Source organism: Gordonia sp. NPDC003585 (assembly GCF_040610755.1).
Lineage (GTDB): Bacteria > Actinomycetota > Actinomycetes > Mycobacteriales > Mycobacteriaceae > Gordonia.
In genome coordinates this window covers 1-19,201 of the sequence record NZ_JBEXMX010000095.1, presented here as the reverse complement: position 1 = coordinate 19,201, position 19,201 = coordinate 1, and the positions used below count along the sequence as shown (strand labels likewise).

Below are 19,201 nucleotides of genomic sequence, written 5' to 3'. Positions count from 1 at the left end.
GCCGCGGTAGCCGCCACCACCGCCGGCGCCGCCACGGCCACCGCCCGGACCGCCACGGCCGGGACGACCGGCGTCGGGGCGACCGGCGCGACTGGGCATCGCACCCGGATTCGGGCGCGGGGGCATGCTGCCGGGACTCGGACGGGGTCCGCCCTGGCCGGGAGCCGGACGGCCCCCGCCGGGACGCGGACCACCCTGACCGGGAGCGGGACGACCGCCGCCCGGACGCGGACCACCCTGACCGGGGCCGGGGCGCGGAGCCACCGGACGCGGCGCGGGGGCCGGAGCAGACGAGTACGGGTTGTTGCCGACGCGAGGCGCACGCGGTCCCGGCTTGGGACCGGGACGCGGACCCGGTGTCGCAGACCCCGGCTTGGTCGAACCCTGTTGGGCCGGTGCGGACTGCGCCGATCCCGACTGGGCGGCCGGTGCGGCAGGCTTCGCCGAGGCCGCCGGGGCACTCGGAGTGGGCGGCGGGGCCTGTGCTGCTGCGGGGGCCGGTGCCGACGCCGCAGGAGCGGGAGTGGCCTCGGCCACGGGGGCCGGCTTGGCAGCTCCTGGCTTGGGTCCCGGCGCGGGCGCCGGACGAGACGGCGCACCCGGCTTGGGAGCGCCGTTGGCACGGGGGCCGGGCTTGGCGCCCGACGATGCGGACGGCTTTGCGCCACCGTCCTTGGCGGATCCCCCGTCGCTACCGGGGAAGGATTCACGCAGTCGACGGGCCACGGGGGCCTCAACGGTCGACGACGCCGATTTGACGAATTCGCCCTGCTCCTTCAGCCGCTCGAGCACTTGCTTGCTCGTCACGCCGAGTTCCTTGGCCAATTCATGCACGCGGGCTTTGCCTGGCACTGCTCTCCTCACTTGGAGGCCGAGCGGCTTGCCCGCCACGGCCTCGATTTATGTCCGATACATGCTCATCGTGGGGACTTCACGGGGTGCTCATGTCTTCTGCTACCTGTTCCGGCTCCGGAGAGCCTTGTGTGTCGATGACCGCACCGAGCTGTTCGGTGAGGTCCGCCGGGTCCACAGCCAGGCCGCGTACCCGAAGTGCCGGTGCGAACGCCCTACGTCGCATCGCTGCGGACAAACAGTCCGCCCGCGGATGCAACCAAGCGCCCCGACCCGGCATGGTCTTCGCTCGATCGACGACGATCACCGGCGACCCGTCGCGTACAGCCACGACGACCCGAGCCAGTTCTGAAGCCTCTGCCCGCTGCCGGCATCCGATACACGTTCGGACGGGCCTGCGGCGAGCGGAACGATCACGTCGGCCTCCGTTGGACGGAACCGACGACTTTCGCTGAACCATCGATCAGTCTAGCGCGAACCTGTCGCTCCAGGACAACTGGCCGTCACCGACCCTGTCCCGGGTCGCCCTCGGCGTCGGCATCCGACCGGATGTCGATGCGCCAGCCGGTGAGGCGGGCGGCGAGTCGGGCGTTCTGTCCTTCCTTGCCGATGGCGAGCGACAGCTGATAGTCCGGCACCACCACCCGCGCCGCCTTGGCGGCCGCATCGACGACGTTGACCGAGACAACCTTCGCGGGCGACAGTGCATTCCCGACGAAGACGGCGGGATCGGTGTCGAAATCGATGATGTCGATCTTCTCGCCGGCGAGTTCGCTCATCACGTTGCGCACTCGCTGACCCATCGGGCCGATGCAGGCTCCCTTGGCGTTGAGTCCGGCGACCCCGGTGTGCACCGCGATCTTGGACCGGTGACCCGCCTCCCGCGCGACCGCGACGATCTCCACCGACCCGTCCTCGATCTCGGGAACCTCCAGCGAGAAGAGTTTGCGCACCAGGTTGGGGTGTGTCCTCGACAAGGTGATCTGGGGGCCACGCGGTCCGCGCGAGACCCCGACCACGTAGCACTTGATGCGCTCGCCGTGGACGTACGACTCGCCCGGGACCTGTTCGGCAGGCGGGATCACGCCCTCGGTGCTGTTGGCGTCGCTGCCGATCTGCACGATCACCATCCCGCGCGCATTCGCCCGGGCATCCTGTTGGACCACCCCGCCGACGATCTCACCCTCGTGGGTGACCAGGTCACCGAAATTCTTCTCGTTCTCCGCGTCACGAAGACGCTGGAGGATGACCTGCCGCGCCGTCGTGGCGGCGATCCGGCCGAAGCCTTCGGGGGTGTCGTCCCATTCGTGGACGACGTCGCCGTTCTCATCGAGCTCCTGCGCCATCACGCGCACCGCGCCGGTCTTGCGGTTCACGTCGATCCGCGCGTGCGGCGCAAATCCCTCGGTGTGGCGATAGGCCGTCAGCAACGCGGTCTCGATGGCCGTGATGACGGTGTCGATCGAGATCCCTTTGTCGGCCTCGATCATGCGGAGGGCGTTGATGTCGATGTTCATGCGGGCTGCGCTCCTATTCATTTGTTCTGTGTTCACTTGTCTGGACTGTTCACTTGTCTGCTGCGCGGACCCTGGCCTCGATCTCGGCGGTGTCGAGGCCACACATTTCCAGTTCGGCAACGCTCGGGCGGCTGAAATCGACCTGCACGACCGCCTTGGTTATGGAGTTGAGATCAACGGTCGCGACGTCGAGCCGACCCTTGCGGTTGACGACGATCGACACCTGGTCGTCGGTGATCGGTCCGACGCGGCCGGCGATCGTCGCCTTCCCGCCATCGGAACCGCTGTCGACGACGACCTTGCGCCCACGGGCGCGGCGCCAATGCCGCGGCAGGGTCAGCGGGCGATCCACTCCGGGGGAGGTGACCTCCAACGTGAAGGGGGTGTCGGCGAGGTCCGGTGCGGCATCGAGTACCTCGCCGATCTCGTTGCTCAGTTCGGCGAGCACATCGAGGTCGCTGCCGCCGTCGCGGTCGACCACAATCGAGAATTCCTCTTGCCCGTCCCGGGTGCGGACCACCGCGTCCTCGAGGTCGAAACCCCGATCCGTGACCAGCTTTTCGACGAGTTCGCGCAACCCCGCTGAACCGATCGGCATCGCACTCTCCTCGTCTTCACTTGTCGTGTCTGGCGGGTGGATCGACGCGGCCGCACCGCGATCGTGGCGGCGTTCGCGCGCACCTGCCTGTCACATCGTAATGGATTCACCCGGCGCCCCATGCCATCGCCCGACTGGCATCATGTGTCGGGTGAGCCCATCAGTGAGTCGACGGTCCGTGCTGCGTGGCGGACTCGCCGTGACCGCCGGAGTGACACTGGCCGGCGTGTCCGCGTGCGGCGACGAAGGCCCGTCCGCCGAGCAGCTGACCGCCGAGGCGCTCCTACCGTTGGCGCGAACCGCGCAAGACGATTCGGATACCGCCCGCACGCTCATCCCGGCGCACGCGGATTACGCCGCAGCACTGGCGGTGGTGGCCGATCAGCGCGCGGCGCACGGGCTGGCCTTGAGGGAGGAGATCACCCGCCTGCATCGCGACACCGCAAAGCAACTCGAGGCCGCCGCGTCCTCGTCGACCACATCGGTGGCACCCACGCCCGGCAGCCCCGCGGTCACCTCCGTCGACGGATTTCGGGGGCAACTGCGACTCTCGGCTCGCCAGGCCCATGACGCCGCGATCGTCCGCAGCGGCTACCCCGCCGGCCTGGCCGGTTCGGTCGCCGCGTCCGTGAACGCGATGGTCGAGGTGCAGTTGGCATGAGCAGCACCATCGATGCACTGGTGGCGGCGGCCAACGCGGAGAACGCGGCCATCTTCACCTACGGGGTGATCAGCGCCTACGTGTCGTCGGCCCGACGCGCGGAGATCAGCGACCAGCTCGCCGCCCACCGTGCGCAACGCGACGGGGTGAATGCCGCCATCAGCGCCGCCGGCGGCACCCCTCCGGAAGCGGCGTCCGGCTACACGCTGCCGGTCCAGGTCAGCAACCCGGTGACCGCGGCACGCGCGGCCCTCGCTGCCGAAACAGACTGTGCCACTGCCTATCGTGTGGTTCTCGAACAATCCGAATCGGATGTCGCGCGCCGGATCGGCGTCGACGGACTCACCGCATCGGCGCTCGACATCAGCTACTGGCGACGCGCGTTGGCGATCACGCCGGTCACGGTGACCTTCCCCGGCAGTCCCACGTAGTTCACAGGGTGGTGGACTCCGTCGGTCAGCCGCGGACGGCAGCCACCACGGCGTCGACGGCGCCGTCGACTGCGACCTCGGTGGTCTCTCCGGTGAAACGATCGCGAATTTCGATGGTGCCGTTGGCGTATCCGCGGCCCACCACCACCACGGTCGGCATGCCGAGTAGTTCGGCGTCCTTGAACTTCACTCCCGGGGACGCCTTGCGGTCGTCGAGCAGGACCGACACCCCGACTGCGTCGAGATCCTCGGCGAGTTCGTTCGCACCGGCGATGGCTGCCTCGTCCTTGTTGGCGATCACGAGATGCACGCCGAACGGCGCCACCTCGCGGGGCCAGCGAAGCCCCTTGTCGTCGTGGCACTGCTCGGCGATGACCGCGACGAGACGGGAGACGCCGACGCCGTAGGAACCCATCGTCAGGCGGACGGGCTTGCCGCTCTCGCCAAGCACGTCGACCTCGAAGGCGTCGGTGTACTTCTGACCCAACTGGAAGATGTGCCCGATCTCGATGCCCTTGGCCGACACCAGCGGCCCCTTGCCGTCTGGTGACGGATCGCCGTCGCGCACCTCGGCGGCCTCGATGGTGCCGTCGGCGACGAAGTCGCGGCCCGCGACCAGGTTCACCACATGCTTGCCGGGCTCGTCGGCGCCGGTGATCCACCTGGTGCCGTCCACCACCCGCGGGTCTACCAGGTAGCGAACACCGTTGGCCTGCAGTCCCTTCGGACCGATGTAACCCTTCACCAGGAACGGGTTGGCGGCGAAGTCTGCGTCGGTGAGCAATTCGACCTCGGCCGGTTCGAGCGACGCTTCCAGACGCTTGAAATCGACCTCCCGGTCTCCGGGGACCCCCACGCCGAGCAGTTCCCAGTCGCCGCCCGGCTCCCGCGTCTTCACCAGCACGTTCTTGAGGGTGTCGGCGCCCGTGAAGGTACCTTCGAGTGCTTCGTTGGCCCACGCGACAAGGGTGTCGATGGTCGGGGTGTCACCGGTGTCGTGCGCCACCGCTGCAGGTGCGTCGTCGAACGGGATCGCTTCGGGTGCGGGCGTGATGACCGCCTCCACGTTGGCCGCGTAGCCCGATTCGATGCAACGGACGTAGGTGTCCTCGCCGACCTCGCTCTCGGCCAGGAACTCTTCCGAGGCGCTACCGCCCATCGCGCCGGACGTCGCGGCGACGATGACGTACTTGACTGCCAGCCGCGCGAAGATCCGCTGGTAGGCGTCGCGGTGCGCGATGTAGGCGGCCTTGAGACCGTCGTCGTCGAGGTCGAAGGAGTACGAATCCTTCATCACGAACTCGCGCCCGCGCAGAATGCCGGCGCGCGGCCGTTCCTCGTCGCGGTATTTGGTCTGGATCTGATAGAGGATCACCGGCAGATCCTTGTACGAGGAGTACTCGCCCCGGACCAGCTGCGCGAACAGCTCCTCGTGGGTGGGCCCGAGCAGCATGTCGGCGCCCTTGCGATCCTTCAGCCGGAACAACGCGTCGCCGTACTCGGTCCAGCGGCCGGTGGTCTCGTAGGGGTCGCGCGGCAAGAGCGCGGGAAGCAGGATCTCCTGCGCGCCGATGTTGTCCATCTCCTCGCGGACCACGTTCTCCACGGCCTTGAGGACGCGCACGCCGAGCGGCAGCCAGCTGTATACGCCGGGCGCGGCGCGACGGACGTATCCGGCGCGGACGAGGAGCTTGTGGCTGGGCACCTCGGCGTCGGCCGGATCGTCGCGCAGGGTTCGCAGGAACAGGGTCGACATGCGTGTGATCACGGCCCCGAGTTTAGTTAGGGTGTGGCGGTGCTCGTCATCCTGCCTCCCTCCGAGACCAAATCCGACGGCGGCGCCGGCGCGCCGCTCGACCTCGACACCCTCGCCTTCCCCGAGCTCAATCCGATTCGCAAGCGGATCGGCGAGGCACTCGTCGCTCTCTCGTCGGACCTTGACGCGAGCCGACGAGCACTCGGGCTCGGGGCGACACAGCTCGCCGAGGCCGATCGCAACGCCGACCTCTGGCTCTCCCCTACCCGGCCGGCCATCGAGCGGTACACGGGCGTTCTCTACGACGCACTCGATCACCGGTCGCTGACGCGCGCGGGCAAGACGAAGGCGGCCGATCGGCTTGCGATCGGTTCGGCTCTGTTCGGTGTGGTGCGCAGCTCGGACATGATCCCGGCGTACCGCCTGTCCGGTGGGTCGAAGCTTCCGGGCATGAGAACGCTGGCCGCCGAATGGAAGCCAGACCTGTCCGACGCACTCGACGCCGTCGACGACTTCGTCGTCGACCTGCGGTCTGGGGTGTATCAGCAACTTGGCCCGGTGCGCGGCGCGGTGACCGCGACCGTGGTCACCGAAGCCGCAGACGGATCACGAAAAGTGGTGAGCCACTTCAACAAGCACTACAAGGGACTCGTCGCACGTGAGCTGGTGCGCACGCGGCGAAACCTCCGCGACGTGAACGCACTCGCCGCGGTGCTGGCAGACGCCGGTCAGCGAGTCGAGATCGCCAACGCACTCGAGATCGTCGTGATCACCGACTGAGTGTTCGGATCAGCGCCGCGGCCGGCACCCCCGACAACCGGAGCCGAATCGGAGAACGCGAGTGCTGCAGCACTCGCGTTCTCCAACAGGACACAGAGTGTCAGGCGCGACTCCTCGACAGGCTGTATTTCCCCCAGTTCAGAGCGGTGGTCACCGAGCTCGTCGGATCAATCGAATTCGAAGCGAGTGGCGCCACCTGGCTCGACCGGCTGCAGCACGGTCGCTCCGGTGATCGTCACCTTGTACACCCGCCACGGTGGCGGTCCCGCCGACGGCGCGCTGAAGTCGGCAGTCAATGCGATACCGCTGTCATCGACCCGACATGGCCAGTCGACCGCCCACAATGCCGCCATCTCGGCGACCACTTCGGGGTCATCGACGATCGCGGCCGTGCCCTTCAGGACGACGTCGAATTCCTGCGTGGCCAACGACAAGGTGCAGCGCGGATCCCGAGCCACGTTGCGCCCCTTGCGCGTCGATGCGCCCGTCTCGAACCACAGCGCGCCGTGTTGCCAGAGCGCACCGACGCCGGTGACGTGCGGGCTGCCGTCGGCGTTGATGGTGGCGAGCCACCACGTGTGCCGATCGGGACCGCTGGTTCCCGGTACCTGGTCGACTCCACGATCGAGTGTTTGCGCGACGGGCTCCCAGCTGAGGGTGTCGACCTCATACAGTTCGGCGAGATTTGTGGCCTTCATACGGGTTCTGACCCGTTCGGTCGACGACAGTCATCGGTCCACGCGCCGCTATCCTCGACGCAATGCTGGTGTGGATCAACGGAGCCTTCGGCGCAGGTAAAACCCAGACTGCCTTCGAACTGCATCGGAGGCTGCCCGACTCGCACGTCGCCGACCCCGAGCTGATCGGTTACGGCATCCACAGGATGCTGCCGCCCGCCGCGCGAAACGACTTCCAGGATCGACCTCAGTGGCGCACGGCCGTCGCCGCAACCCTCGCCGACGCCGTCGACGCTTCAGACGGCCCGGTGATCGTGCCCATGACCCTTGTCGTACCCGCGTATTTCGATGAGATCATGGACGGACTGCACTCCCGTGGTATCGACGCCCGACACTTCGCGCTGTGCCCACGACCGGAGACCCTGCGGCGTCGGCTCCGGCAGCGCAGCGGGTATGCGTTGGGACGGGTCGTCGGCCGCTCCGAGACCTGGGCGATGGCACAGATCGATCGTTGCGTCACGGCGCTGTCCTCGGAACGCTTCGCACACCACATCTCCAACGACGACCTCAATGTCGATCAGGTCGTGGAGTTGATCGCCGAGAAGCTCGGCGTCGAACTCTCGGGTGAGCGGCTATCGGCCGCGCGGTATCAAGTCCGCCGTCTCACCGTCGGAGCTCGCCACATCCGGTTCTGAATCGGGCTCGGGCTCGATCGGATCCGAACTTCCACCGATACGGCGCGGACTGACGATCGCGAGCACCACTGCGCCGACGAGCACGACGATTCCCATGACGAGGCAGGCCGACGCAACGGCGCTGTCGAAGGCCGCGGTGGCCTGCACCCGAATAGATTCGGCCAGAACAGGATTCATCGGTCCGATCTTGTCGGCGACGACGAGTGCCTCGGCCAGGGTGCGCGACACCGGCGCCGCGATGTCGTCACCGCCGGGCACGGAGGCGAGTTGGTCGAGCAACGGCGCGAGATGGTGTGCATATCCGGACGCCACCACACTTCCGGCCACCGCGATGCCGATGGCGGCGCCGAGCTCACGGCCGGTGTCGTTGACGGCCGACCCGACGCCCTGCGACTCGGCGGGTGTGTTGGACATGATCGCGGTGGTCGGTGGTGCGGTCGCAAACCCTTGGCCGAAGGCAACCACCATGGTCATCGGCAGCACCCCGAGGTAGGTCGAATAGTCGATGACACCCATCAACACCATGCCGAGTCCCGTCAGCGCGTTACCCAAGACGAGCACGTACCGAAGATTGACGCGCACGGCGAGCCACGCGCTGACCGGTGACATCACCATCAGCACTGCGACGATCGGCAGCATCGCCGTCGCCGCCATCAACGCCGACATGCCGATGCTCAGCTGAAGTTGCTGCAACAGAACGAAGAAGATGCCCAGCGATGCGAAGAACTGCAGGACCACACACAGGAAACCCGCCGAGAACGCGCGATTCACGAACAGGCGCATGTCGAGCAACGGGTTCGACGATCTCAACTCCGCGATCACGAACACCACGCCGAGCAGTACGCCGCCCACGAGGCACCCGATTACCAGGACCGAATCCCATCCGTGCCCGGGCGCCTCGAGAAGTCCGACGACGAACAGCGCAACACCGGCCGGTGCGAGCAGCGATCCCACGACGTCGAACCTGCCGGGATGCTCGTCGCGCGAGGTGCCGATGGTCATGGCCAGGAAGGTGAGTAGCGCAGCGAAACCACCGAGCACGAGCAGGATCGACTGCCAGTCGAAGAACTCCAGTAGGAGCCCGGACAGGAAGAATCCCGCCAGTCCCGACGCGCCGGCCACCGCGGCCCATATGGCCACCGCCATGTGCCGACGATCCGCGGGCATGTGCGAGGTCAACAGCGACAGCGTCGCCGGCATGATCAGGGCTGCAGCGACTCCACACAGCGCTCGCGACGCGATGAGTTCCCACGGTCCGTCCAGGACCACGGCCACCAGTGAGCCCACGGCAAACAAGGCAAGTCCCACGATCATGACGCCGCGTCTGCCGCGTCGGTCGCCGATCGCACCCGCCGGGAGCAACAGCGCGGCGAGTGCCACCGTGTAGGCATCCACCAGCCAGGTGAGTTGCGACGACGTGGTCTGTATGTCGGCCGCGATGTAGGGCAATGCGAGATTCAGCGCGGTCATCGCTGCCATCACCAACCCGAGCGCCGAGCAGACCACGATCACCAACCAGGTCGCCGACGCTCGCGGAGCCCAACCCACCTCCGGGAACGGCGCCTTCTTGACCACGCTTGTCGTCACACTCGTCATCGATGCCCCTCCCAAACGAGACGATGCGTCTCGTCTCGCTCCCACGGTAGGTCATCATCTCGCACCGAGTGAGGGATTCGCCTCGATACGATGACCGGGTGAGCGTTGGCCATGTCTCGGAGCACGATCCGGTACCGGTGCGTCGACGCAGCGAACGGTCGCGCCTGGCGATCCTCGAGGCCACCCGGGCACAGCTCATGGAGCGCGGCTTCGACGGCCTGACCATCGAGGGCGTCGCAGCGGCTGCCGGTGTCGGGAAGCAGACCATCTATCGCTGGTGGCGCAACCGCACCGCACTGGTCGCCGATGTGCTCGCCGACGAAGCGGCAGCCATCTCCCCCGAGATCCCGTTCAGCGGCGGGCTCATCGAGGACCTGACGGCGTGGACAGGCCGCGTCGCCGACATCCTTGCCACCGAGCAGGGTCGCGCGATCGTTCGCACGTTGTCGGCAGCAGGTCTCGAGGATGCCGCAACCGAGGAGCGGTTCAAGGCCAGTCTGAGCGAACCCATGCGCGAGAAGATTCGGGCGCGATTTGCCGCCGCCGACTCGCCCGTCGGGGCCGCAGCCGCCGAATCGGCGATGGATGCGATCGTCGGCGGCATGCTGTTCGCCGTGTTGCTCGACGGCGCGGATTTCCGACGCGAACGTGCCGAGTTGCTCGCGCAGATCGTCGTCACCGGAGCTGTGTCTCTCGCGGACTGAACAGCGGCGGGGAAATCAGTCCTCTGGATCGACCGACATGCCGGCGTCAGCGGCTTCCTGAGCGGCCTGCCCCTCGGCGACTTCCTCCGGCGTGAACCGCATGAACAGCACGACGATTGCGGCGAGTACTGCGATCCCCGCGCAGCACGCGAACGCGAGCCCGTACCCGTCGGCCTGGGCGGCGAGTTGCACCGGATTCATGGCCTCCACCGGACCGGTGGTACCGCCCTGCGACAGCGCACGCGACGTCACCATCGCACCGACCGCGACCAGACCGATCGCGCCGCCGAGGTTCTGCGCGACCTGGGCGAGCGCGGTCAGCGGGCCGATCTCGTTCGGTCCCACGCCCGCCACGACCGACAGCGTCAACGGGATCACGGCGAGGCCCACACCGAAACCGATCGTCACGACCGGCAGTCCGATGCTCGGGAAGTAGTCGGGCATGTCGGTGGCGATCGACGATGCGTACAAGCAGCCGAACAGGATCACCGCGCCACCGGCAAGCACGAGCCACCGCGGCTGGATCATCAACGACAGCTTCGACGCGAACGCCGCCGCAATCCCGAGCCCCAAGGCGAACGGCACCACGGCCAGACCGCTCTGGATCGGCGAGTACTTCAGGATTCCCTGCAGATAGAGGGAGATGAACACCGCCATACACATCATGATCATGCTGGCCAACAGGATCGCGACCAGGGCGGCCACGCGGCTCGTGTTGTCGAACAGCACGAACGGCAGGATCGGGTTGGCCGCCCGACGCTCCACGACGATGAACGCGGCCAGGGCCAGCGCACCCAGAACGAACGAACCGACGACGATTGGTCGGGTCCAGCCGTTGGGCCCCTCATTGACCGCGAGTACCAGCAGGGTGCAGCCCAGCGTTCCGAGCACCGCACCCGGCACGTCGAGCGCCAGCCGCTCTCCCTGCGATTCGCGGAGCACGAAGACTGCGCCGATCGCTACGAGAAGTCCGATCGGGACGTTGATCAGGAACACCAATCGCCACGACAGTTCGGTGAGCACGCCGCCGAGAATCAATCCGGCCACCGACCCGAGACCGGTCATCGCCGCATAGATGGCGAAGGCCTGGCTCCGGGCCTTGCCGGGTGCGAAGGTGGTGGCGACCAAGGCCATCGCCGTGGGTGCCGCGATCGCCGCAGACGCACCCTGCAGTGCACGCCCGATCACCAGGCTCGGCTCATTCCACGCCAACCCGCACAGCAGGGAGGTCAGGGTGAACAGTGTGACGCCGACGATGAACATCCGTTTGCGGCCGAATGCGTCACCAAGCCTCCCGCCGAGCAGCATCAGGCCGCCGAAGGCGAGGACATAGCTGGTGATAATCCAGTTGGCGCTCGATTCCGAGAGCGACAGCGAGTCCCGGATCCGCGGCAGCGCCAACGCGGCCACCGTGCCGTCGAGCACCATCAGGAGCTGCATACCCGACAGGACGAGGATCGCGGGGCCGAAGACACGACGGTATTCCGGTTGCGCCGTGGGCGTCTGATGCCACGTTCCGGAAGTCGCCATAACGGACGACGCTACCGCCCGATGGGCGTCATATGCCAATCCCCATTGGTCTGGTCGATTGTCCTACCGCGACAACTAGACCGCTCCTTCGGTGAATCCGGCGACATCCCCGACGATGACGATTGCGGGCGGTCGGAGCCCTTCGGCGGCCGCCACCGCACCCGCACCCGCCAGGTCGGTGCGCAGCACCCGCTGCGTCGGCAGCGACCCGTTCTCGATCATCGCGACCGGTGTCGTCGCAGGCCGTCCGCCGGCCAGTAGTGCGTCGGCGAACACCTCGACGCGTTCGACGGCCATCATCAGGACGAGGGTGCCGCGCAGCTTGGCCATCGCCGACCAGTCGATCAGTGAGTCCGGATGTCCCGGCGGGACGTGCCCGGAGGCGATGACGACCTCGTGGGTCACCCCACGATGGGTGACCGGGATACCGGCCGCGGCCGGTGCCGCGATCGAACTGCTGATACCGGGTACGACCGTCACCGGTACGCCCGCGTCGACACAGGCCTGCAGTTCCTCGAAACCTCGGCCATAGACATAGGGGTCGCCGCCTTTGAGGCGGACGACGAACTTCCCTTCACGGGCCTTGGCGACCAGGACGTCGTTGATGGCCTCTTGCTTCATCGCTCGGCCGTAGGGCACCTTGGCCGCGTCGATGATCTCGACCTGTGGCCCGAGCGCCGCGAGTAGTTCGGCGGGCGCGAGGCGGTCGGCGACCACCACGTCGGCCTCCATCAGCAGACGTTGACCACGGACGGTGATGAGGTCGGGGTCGCCCGGACCACCTCCGACCAGCGCGACGCCGGCCGGGTGCGGAGCGTCGTCGTCGACGGTCAGGGACCCGTCGGCGAGCGCTTTCGAGATGGCGGCCCGCAACGCCGCCGACAACCTGTGGTCGCCACTGGCGAGCACACCGAAATGCACGTCTCGATGGCGGCCCGACGCGGGCGTGACGGCGGTGCCGAACCGGGCGTCGTCGGCCCGTACGCAGAAGGTATGACGCTGTTCGGCCTCGGCGACCACGGCCGCATTCACGGCGGGATCGTCGGTACAGGCCATCGCGTACCAGGCACCGTCGAGGTCACCGGCGACGTAGGCGCGACGGTGCACCGTGACACCCGGGTAGGACTCCACGGCAGGCGTCGGATCGATGGCGATGATGTGCACGTCGGCACCCGCCGACACCAGATTGGGCAGACGTCGCTGGGCCACTGATCCACCGCCGACGACCACCACCTTGCGGCCGGTGAGGTCGAGTCCGACGAGGTAGTGGGTGCGGATCTCGTCGTCACCTGTCACAGGATGGTCGTGGGTGTCGGGCATGGCAGGAGATCCTACCGACGACCACCCCTCAGAGCGGGAGCTCCCCGGTCCGGCGGATGTGTGCCCACACGTCGGCGACGGGGACACCGAGCCGATGCGCCGACGATTCCAGCATCGCACCGAGCAGCAGCGAACTGCAGTACTCGCCCGCACTCGGGTCGTCGGCCCGGGCCCGGATCTCGTTCCACCACGTCGGGTTGTGGTCGGCAGCTGCCTCCGCCATGGCGATGGCGGTGTCGAATCCCGCGAGCACCGGGGTGGAATCCGCGATGGGTTCTCCACCGGCCGGCTGTTCGCAGCTGCCACAGCAGCCCGCGCACCCCGGGCCCTCGGGCAGGTCGGCGAGCACCTGGATGTTCAACGGCTCCATGATCGTCATGCCAGTCCCTTCGCGCGCTGCCGCTCGAGTGCGCGCTCGCGCGCGGCCTCGAACTTCTCCACCTTCACGTTCATCTGCTCGAGGAAGTCGGCGAGCAACTCGCGGTAGTGCTCACCGAGGGGACCGAAGTCGTCACGTTCAAAGATCCGCCACTTGCGCAGGACTGGCATCACGACCTCCGAAAGGTGTTGCGGCAGATCATAGATGCCGCCCTTGGCGATCAGAACCGCGTTGCGGCGGAAGTTCGGCATGGTGGCGCCGGGCATCTGGAAGTTCGAGACGATCCCGTAGATCGCGGCCATCGTCTGATCGGGCACCAGGTCGAGCGCGCCGGCGACGATGTTGCGATAGAAGAGCATGTGCAGGTTCTCGTCGGCCGCGACCCGCTGCAGCATGCGGTCGGCGATCGGATCACCGCAGGCCTTGCCGGTGTTGCGGTGCGACACCCGGGTGGCCAGCTCCTGGAAGCTCACATAGCTGACGGCGTAGAGCATGTCGAAGCTGTGGTCGCGCTGACCGTCGTCCTCGGGCAGCGGGTTGAAGCCCGACGTCATGTGCTGCATGCGGATCTCTTCGAGCTCCACCGGGTCCACTCCGCGCGTGACCACGAGGTAGTCGCGCATCACCGTGGAATGGCGCATCTCCTCCGCGGTCCACCGACCGACCCACCATCCCCACGCGTCGTCGAGGCTGAAGTTGTCGGCGATCACGCGGTGATACGACGGCAGGTTGTCCTCGGTGAGCAGGTTGGTGATCATCGCGGCCTTCGCCACGTCGGACAGCTTGGACTGCTCGGGATCCCAGTCGTCGCCGCCCAGGGCGGCGAAGTTGCGGCCCTCGTCCCACGGCACGTAGTCGTGCGGATGCCAGTCCTTGGTCATCTTCATGTGTCGCTCGACCTCGGTCTCGCACACCGGGAGCAATTCCCGGAGGAGGTCCGAGCCGGTCATTCCGGAATCGTTGAGCTCGGGTGATCCGATGAGGATGGTCACGTGCACTCCTGATCTGATGAGTTGCCTGATTCGGGTAGCTATCACTCTGCGGTGTGAAAGGTGGTGCGATCGTGGGCCCAAAGTCCCGAACCGACCGGGACCGACGTCGCGAGTTTGGCCACCGACTCCGGTAAATTCGGGGCCATGCCTGATGACAGCTCCCCAGGCCCTGACAGGCCCGTGCGCGCGTACCTCGTCGACGACCACGAACTCGTTCGACGCGGCCTGCGTGATCTGCTCGGCACCACCGGCGACATAAAGGTGGTCGGCGAGGCGGCATCCGTCCGCGAGGCGCTGGTCGGCATCTTGGCGACCAAGCCGGATGTCGCCGTGCTCGACGTCCGCCTGCCCGACGGCAACGGCGTCGAACTGTGCCGCGACGTCCGGGCCGCCGAACCGTCGATCCACTGTCTGATGCTGACCAGCTACGCCGACGACGACGCCCTGCTCGCCGCGGTCCTCGCCGGCGCGTCGGGCTTCGTGCTCAAGCAGATCCTCGGCAACAACCTGGTGGCCGCAGTCCGCACCGTCGGACGCGGCGGTTCGCTGCTCGACGATCGCAGTACCGCCGCACTTCTCGCCAAATTGCGCAACGGCAAGGAAAAGCACGATCCGCTCGCCGAACTGACCGCGCAAGAACGCGAAGTGTTCAACCTCATCGGCGAGGGCATGACCAACCGCCAGATCGCCGGGAAGATGTTCCTGGCGGAGAAGACGATCAAGAACTACGTCTCACGCATCCTGGCCAAACTCGACATGCAGCGGCGCACCCAGGTCGCGGTGATGGCCACCAAGTTGCGCGACGGGAAGCTCTGAGGCACTCAGCCAACCAGCGGCACCGACCACGTCAACGTGGTTCCGCCGCTGTGTTTTCCGTGTCGGGGCGTGGTTACCACTGTGAACGTCCCGTCGCATTCCTCGGCCCGGCGAGTCAGGTTGTCCAGTCCGCGGTAGGTGACGTCGGTGCCGATACCCACTCCGTCGTCGGTGATCTCGACCGTGAGGACGTCGTCGGCACTCACCGACACCCCGATATGCTCGGCGTGGGCGTGGCGGAGCGCGTTGCTGAGCCCTTCGCGGAGCACCGCATCGATGTGCGGCCCAAGCGATTCGGGGACGACGGTGTCGACTGGGCCGTCGAAGGACACGCTCGGCGAGATGGGCGCATGCACCGAGAGCTCGGACACGATGTCGAGCACCCGACGACGCAGCGTGGAGGTGTCGTGGTGGCCGGGCACGGTCTGCAGGTCGAAGATCGACGTCCGGATCTGCGCGATGGTGCGATCGAGGTCGGTCATGATCTGCTCGAGGCGATTGTTGACCGACTCCGGATCGGGCGATGTTCCTGCCGACGCATGCGCCAACAGCGTCTGGACCGACATGCCGACCGCGAAGAGTCGCTGGATGACGTGATCGTGCAGGTCACGTGCGATGCGATGCCGGTCCTCGAGAACCTCGAGATCGCGGGCCACCTGTTGCTGTTCGGCATAGACGACGGCGAGCGAGGCCACCTCGGCGACACCGGCGAGCCCGGCGATCTCCTCGGGCTCCCAATGAGGACGGTCGTGGTGGGTGATCAGAATCCAGCCGAAGGCGCCGGCGGCGCGCTGCAGCGGCTGCACCGTGGTCCACTGTGCACCTCGCCGCACCAACGCGGGGGCGATCTCACCGCTGCGCTGCACTTTGAGCGAGGTCGCAGACGGACTCGCGAACGCGTCGGGTTCGATCGCCGCACCCGTGTGGCCGCGGATCTCCACTTCACCCGCGTCGTCGGTGACGATGAACACATCGATGGCGCCGACCAGATCGGCGACATCGGTGCACAGGCGCGACATCGTGTCCGACAACGCTATTCCGGCAAGCGGCTCGGACCCGCGCCGGGCAACCAACTGCATCCAGCGATGACGCGTACGCGCCCGCTCGAACAGCCGCGAGTTGTCGACCGCGATGCCCGCGGCCACCGCAAGCACTGCGATCAGGGTCTCGTCGAGTTCGGTGAACTCCGATGCAGATCGCTTCTCGGTGAGGTAGATCCGGCCGAAGATGGCCCCACGGATGATGATCGGCGCACCGAGGAATGTCGTCATCGGCGGGTGATGAGGCGGAAAACCCACCGACGCAGGATGTTGGGAGAGGTCGGGGATGCGCAGGATGTGCGGGTCGTCCATCAGCACGCCGAGCACGCCGCGGCCCACCGGCAAGTCGCCCATCTGCGCACGTTGTTTCGGTGTGATCCCCGTGTACACAAAGGCGCTCAGGTCGCCATCGGGTCCGCGAACACCGAGCGCACCGTAGCGGGCGTCGACCACGCCGACCGCGACCTCGACGATCCGCTGCAACGCGTCGTCGAGGTCGAGTCCCTGCCCCACCACGAGTACCGCTTCGAGCAGGTCCCGCATCAGGGTCGGGTCGTCGGCGCCGTGGCGTGCGACGGCGTCGAGCGCTTCTCGCAGACCGCTTTCTCGCATGCTTCTGTCCCTCATGCTGCGGCCGCACTGAATATCGTTGCGGCATGGACGAAACGTCGGATCGCGTGCGGTACGGCAACCGGATGAACGTGCAGGTACGACGCATGCACAGCCATCGTCGCGACACCGTGCATCGATGCCCGGCCGTCCGGACCGGTCCACGCCCACGCCGGACCGGGGGCGTCGGCACCAACGGCAACGACGTGGCTGCGGTGGAATTCGTGGCCGGTCACGCGGTCGCCGCTGCGGTACAGCACCGAATCACCGACGGCGACGGCGTCTCGGTAGCCGAGCGTCAGCGTCGGACCGAAATGCCCCTCGATGTCGAGGACTCCGCTCATCGGATGACCGTCGAGATGGGTCGACAGGTAGAGCAGGCCCGCACATTCCGCCTGCACAGGACCACCGCGGCGGACGTGGTCGCGCAATCCGTGACGAAGGATCTCGTTGGCCGCCAACGCTTCTGCATGCTCTTCCGGGAATCCGCCACCGATCACCACGCCCCCGGCACCAGCCGGGAGTGGGTCGTGCAGCGGATCGAAGCCGACGACCTCCGCGCCAGCGGCACGCAGCATCTCGGTGTGCTCGGCATAGCCGAAGGTGAAAGCTGCACCCCCGGCCACCGCGATCAGTGGGGTCCGGGCCGGTGATTGGACTGCCTCGACCGCATCGCCCGCCGACCACGCCCCGACGATCGGCGGCGACGCAGTCTGCGCCGCAGCGACAATCGCGGGCAGATCGAGAGATGCAGCCACTCCACGGGCCATCGCGTCGACAGCGGCCATCGCCTCCGCGCTGCGTTCGGCGGCGGGAATCAAGCCCAGGTGACGAGACGGGACCGCCAGGGACGGATCACGGCGCAGCACACCGAACACCGGCATACCCACGCGCGAACATGCCTGCCGCAGAACTGCTTCGTGACGCTCGGACCCCACACGGTTGAGGATCACCCCCGCGATTCGGACCGACGGCTCGTAGCTGAGGAATCCGTGCAGCACTGCCGACAAGGACTGACTATGACCCGCGGCGTCGACCACGAGGACGACGGGGGCCCCGATCAGTGTGGCGACGTGCGCAGTCGAACCCCGACCGAGCAGATCCGAGTCACCGGAGTCGTCACCCAGAACGATACGGCCGTCGAACAGACCCATCACGCCTTCGACGACGGCGATGTCCGCGCCCGCGCACCCGGCCGCAAACAGCGGCGCAATCAGCTCGGCCCCAACGAGATTCGGGTCGAGATTGCGTCCCACCCGACCCGCGGCGACCGCGTGATAGCCGGGGTCGATGTAGTCGGGCCCGACCTTGAACGGCGCCACCCGATGCCCGGCGGCCCGCAGCGCACCGACGAGTCCGGTGGTCACGGTCGTCTTACCGCTGCCCGATGAGGGTGCGGCGATGACCACGGCTGGAATCCCGGCGTTCACCGAAGCGCCCTCACCATTCGATGCCCTTCTGGCCCTTACGCCCGGCGTCCATCGGGTGTCGTACCTTACGCATCTCGGTGACGAGATCAGCGGCGTCCATCAACGCCTGCGGCGCACGACGCCCGGTGATCACCACATGCTGGCGGTCGGGACGTGCGGTGAGTGCGTCGATCACCTCGTCGGTGTCCACCCAGCCCCAGTCCAGTGGGTAGGTGAACTCGTCGAGGACATAGAAGTCGTGTTCGTTCGCCGCGAGTCGCCGGGCGATCTCCGTCCACCCGATCCGGGCCGCCTCCGCATGGTCGTCGGTGTGCTCGGTGTTGGCCCGCAACCACGACCACCCCTGCCCCATCTTGTGCCACTCGACCGGACCACCCGCGCCGGTGGAGGTGTGCACCTCCCCGAGCGCCAGCATCGCCGACTCCTCGCCCACCTTCCATTTCGCGCTCTTGACGAACTGGAACACCGCGACCCGCATCCCGGCATTCCAGGCACGCATCGCCATCCCGAATGCGGCGGTGGACTTTCCCTTGCCGTCGCCGGTGTGCACGGCGAGTACCGGCGTGTTGCGGCGTTGCCGGGTGGTGAGGCCGTCGTCGGGGATGGTGGCGGGAACTCCCTGTGGCACAGTCTGTCTCCTCGATCGCGGGCGTGATCAGGCTGCCGGGTGGGATCGGTGCAACGCCGAGCGCGACAGCTCGTCGATCGCCATCAGCTCGCCACCGAGGTGCGCTGCGAGGTCGGCGGCCAAACCCAGCCGGACCATCCCCTGTTCGCAGTCGACGACGACGCTGTCGACACCCCGGCGCGCGATGTGC

20 protein-coding genes are annotated in these 19,201 nt (G+C 67.4%); 6 read left to right on the top strand and 14 right to left on the bottom strand.

Annotated features, from left to right (window positions below):
* From ABZW74_RS20965 to rimP, 4 genes are all read right to left on the bottom strand, one after another.
* Positions 1–852 (bottom strand): translation initiation factor IF-2 N-terminal domain-containing protein (locus ABZW74_RS20965; RefSeq protein ID WP_355279065.1); only part of this gene is annotated, 852 nt, incomplete at its 3' end.
* A 79-nt stretch (positions 853–931) separates the two neighbouring features.
* Positions 932–1,312 carry a YlxR family protein gene (locus tag ABZW74_RS20960; protein ID WP_240856918.1) on the bottom strand — a complete coding sequence of 127 codons (381 nt, stop codon included), beginning with the start codon at positions 1,310–1,312 and terminating at the stop codon, positions 932–934.
* Between the two features lie 43 nt (positions 1,313–1,355).
* A complete protein-coding gene (gene nusA / locus ABZW74_RS20955) occupies positions 1,356–2,369 on the bottom strand; it encodes a transcription termination factor NusA (protein WP_240856917.1) in 1,014 nt (337 codons plus the stop codon).
* Between the two features lie 49 nt (positions 2,370–2,418).
* The gene (gene rimP, locus ABZW74_RS20950; protein ID WP_240856916.1) at positions 2,419–2,967 is read right to left on the bottom strand and encodes a ribosome maturation factor RimP; all 549 of its coding nucleotides are present in this window, start codon (positions 2,965–2,967) and stop codon (positions 2,419–2,421) included.
* A 142-nt stretch (positions 2,968–3,109) separates the two neighbouring features.
* On the opposite strand from rimP, the gene ABZW74_RS20945 reads away from it, so the two are divergent.
* Together ABZW74_RS20945 and ABZW74_RS20940 are read left to right on the top strand one after the other, a co-directional pair.
* Positions 3,110–3,628, top strand: coding sequence for a twin-arginine translocation signal domain-containing protein (locus tag ABZW74_RS20945; RefSeq protein WP_240856915.1), 519 nt, complete (start codon positions 3,110–3,112; stop codon positions 3,626–3,628).
* Entirely contained in the window at positions 3,625–4,059 is a 435-nt protein-coding gene (locus tag ABZW74_RS20940; RefSeq protein ID WP_355279061.1) for a ferritin-like domain-containing protein, read from the top strand. The genes ABZW74_RS20945 and ABZW74_RS20940 overlap by 4 nt, the downstream gene beginning before the upstream one ends.
* A 25-nt stretch (positions 4,060–4,084) precedes the next feature.
* On the opposite strand, the gene ABZW74_RS20935 is transcribed toward ABZW74_RS20940, so the two are convergent.
* Complete coding sequence (locus ABZW74_RS20935) at positions 4,085–5,815, bottom strand: proline--tRNA ligase (protein ID WP_240857030.1); 1,731 nt, start codon at positions 5,813–5,815, stop codon at positions 4,085–4,087.
* A 39-nt stretch (positions 5,816–5,854) separates the two neighbouring features.
* Here ABZW74_RS20935 and yaaA point away from each other — a divergent pair, with 39 nt between their 5' ends.
* Positions 5,855–6,595, top strand: a complete 741-nt coding sequence (yaaA, locus tag ABZW74_RS20930) for a peroxide stress protein YaaA (protein ID WP_355279060.1) — start codon at positions 5,855–5,857, stop codon at positions 6,593–6,595.
* A gap of 167 nt (positions 6,596–6,762) precedes the next feature.
* Here the strand turns inward: yaaA and ABZW74_RS20925 are convergent, their stop codons facing one another.
* Entirely contained in the window at positions 6,763–7,293 is a 531-nt protein-coding gene (locus ABZW74_RS20925) for a pyridoxamine 5'-phosphate oxidase family protein (RefSeq protein ID WP_355279057.1), read from the bottom strand.
* Positions 7,294–7,355: 62 nt separating this feature from the next.
* On the opposite strand from ABZW74_RS20925, the gene ABZW74_RS20920 reads away from it, so the two are divergent.
* Positions 7,356–7,967, top strand: coding sequence for an AAA family ATPase (locus ABZW74_RS20920; RefSeq protein ID WP_240856912.1), 612 nt, complete (start codon positions 7,356–7,358; stop codon positions 7,965–7,967).
* Here the strand turns inward: ABZW74_RS20920 and ABZW74_RS20915 are convergent.
* Positions 7,905–9,563: an MFS transporter gene (locus ABZW74_RS20915; RefSeq protein WP_355279053.1), complete on the bottom strand. Its 1,659-nt coding sequence runs from the start codon at positions 9,561–9,563 to the stop codon at positions 7,905–7,907. The genes ABZW74_RS20920 and ABZW74_RS20915 overlap by 63 nt on opposite strands.
* 98 nt (positions 9,564–9,661) lie before the next feature.
* On the opposite strand from ABZW74_RS20915, the gene ABZW74_RS20910 reads away from it, so the two are divergent.
* Positions 9,662–10,267 (top strand): TetR/AcrR family transcriptional regulator, encoded by a 606-nt coding sequence (locus ABZW74_RS20910; protein ID WP_240856910.1) that lies wholly within the window; start codon positions 9,662–9,664, stop codon positions 10,265–10,267.
* A 15-nt stretch (positions 10,268–10,282) separates the two neighbouring features.
* Here ABZW74_RS20910 and ABZW74_RS20905 read toward each other — a convergent pair whose 3' ends face one another.
* The 4 genes from ABZW74_RS20905 to ABZW74_RS20890 all read right to left on the bottom strand — a co-directional run bounded on the left by ABZW74_RS20905 (position 10,283) and on the right by ABZW74_RS20890 (position 14,488).
* A complete protein-coding gene (locus tag ABZW74_RS20905; RefSeq protein ID WP_240856909.1) occupies positions 10,283–11,797 on the bottom strand; it encodes a DHA2 family efflux MFS transporter permease subunit in 1,515 nt (504 codons plus the stop codon).
* A 75-nt stretch (positions 11,798–11,872) separates the two neighbouring features.
* A complete protein-coding gene (gene cobA, locus ABZW74_RS20900) occupies positions 11,873–13,117 on the bottom strand; it encodes a uroporphyrinogen-III C-methyltransferase (protein ID WP_240856908.1) in 1,245 nt (414 codons plus the stop codon).
* Between the two features lie 28 nt (positions 13,118–13,145).
* On the bottom strand, positions 13,146–13,496 hold the full coding sequence (locus ABZW74_RS20895; protein WP_240856907.1) for a hypothetical protein: 351 nt from the start codon (positions 13,494–13,496) through the stop codon (positions 13,146–13,148).
* Positions 13,493–14,488 (bottom strand): acyl-ACP desaturase, encoded by a 996-nt coding sequence (locus ABZW74_RS20890; RefSeq protein WP_240856906.1) that lies wholly within the window; start codon positions 14,486–14,488, stop codon positions 13,493–13,495. Before ABZW74_RS20890 ends, ABZW74_RS20895 begins: the two co-directional genes overlap by 4 nt.
* 144 nt (positions 14,489–14,632) lie before the next feature.
* Between ABZW74_RS20890 and ABZW74_RS20885 the strand changes: the two genes are divergently transcribed.
* Positions 14,633–15,304 (top strand): response regulator transcription factor, encoded by a 672-nt coding sequence (locus tag ABZW74_RS20885; protein ID WP_240856905.1) that lies wholly within the window; start codon positions 14,633–14,635, stop codon positions 15,302–15,304.
* 5 nt (positions 15,305–15,309) lie between these two features.
* Here ABZW74_RS20885 and ABZW74_RS20880 read toward each other — a convergent pair whose 3' ends face one another.
* The 3 genes from ABZW74_RS20880 to cobO are packed head-to-tail and all read right to left on the bottom strand — an operon-like array spanning position 15,310 to position 19,011.
* Positions 15,310–16,956, bottom strand: a complete 1,647-nt coding sequence (locus ABZW74_RS20880) for a GAF domain-containing sensor histidine kinase (protein WP_240856904.1) — start codon at positions 16,954–16,956, stop codon at positions 15,310–15,312.
* Positions 16,957–16,967: 11 nt separating this feature from the next.
* A complete protein-coding gene (locus tag ABZW74_RS20875; RefSeq protein ID WP_240856903.1) occupies positions 16,968–18,383 on the bottom strand; it encodes a cobyrinate a,c-diamide synthase in 1,416 nt (471 codons plus the stop codon).
* Positions 18,384–18,393: 10 nt separating this feature from the next.
* A complete protein-coding gene (cobO, locus tag ABZW74_RS20870) occupies positions 18,394–19,011 on the bottom strand; it encodes a cob(I)yrinic acid a,c-diamide adenosyltransferase (RefSeq protein ID WP_240856902.1) in 618 nt (205 codons plus the stop codon).
* Positions 19,012–19,201 lie beyond the last annotated feature (190 nt).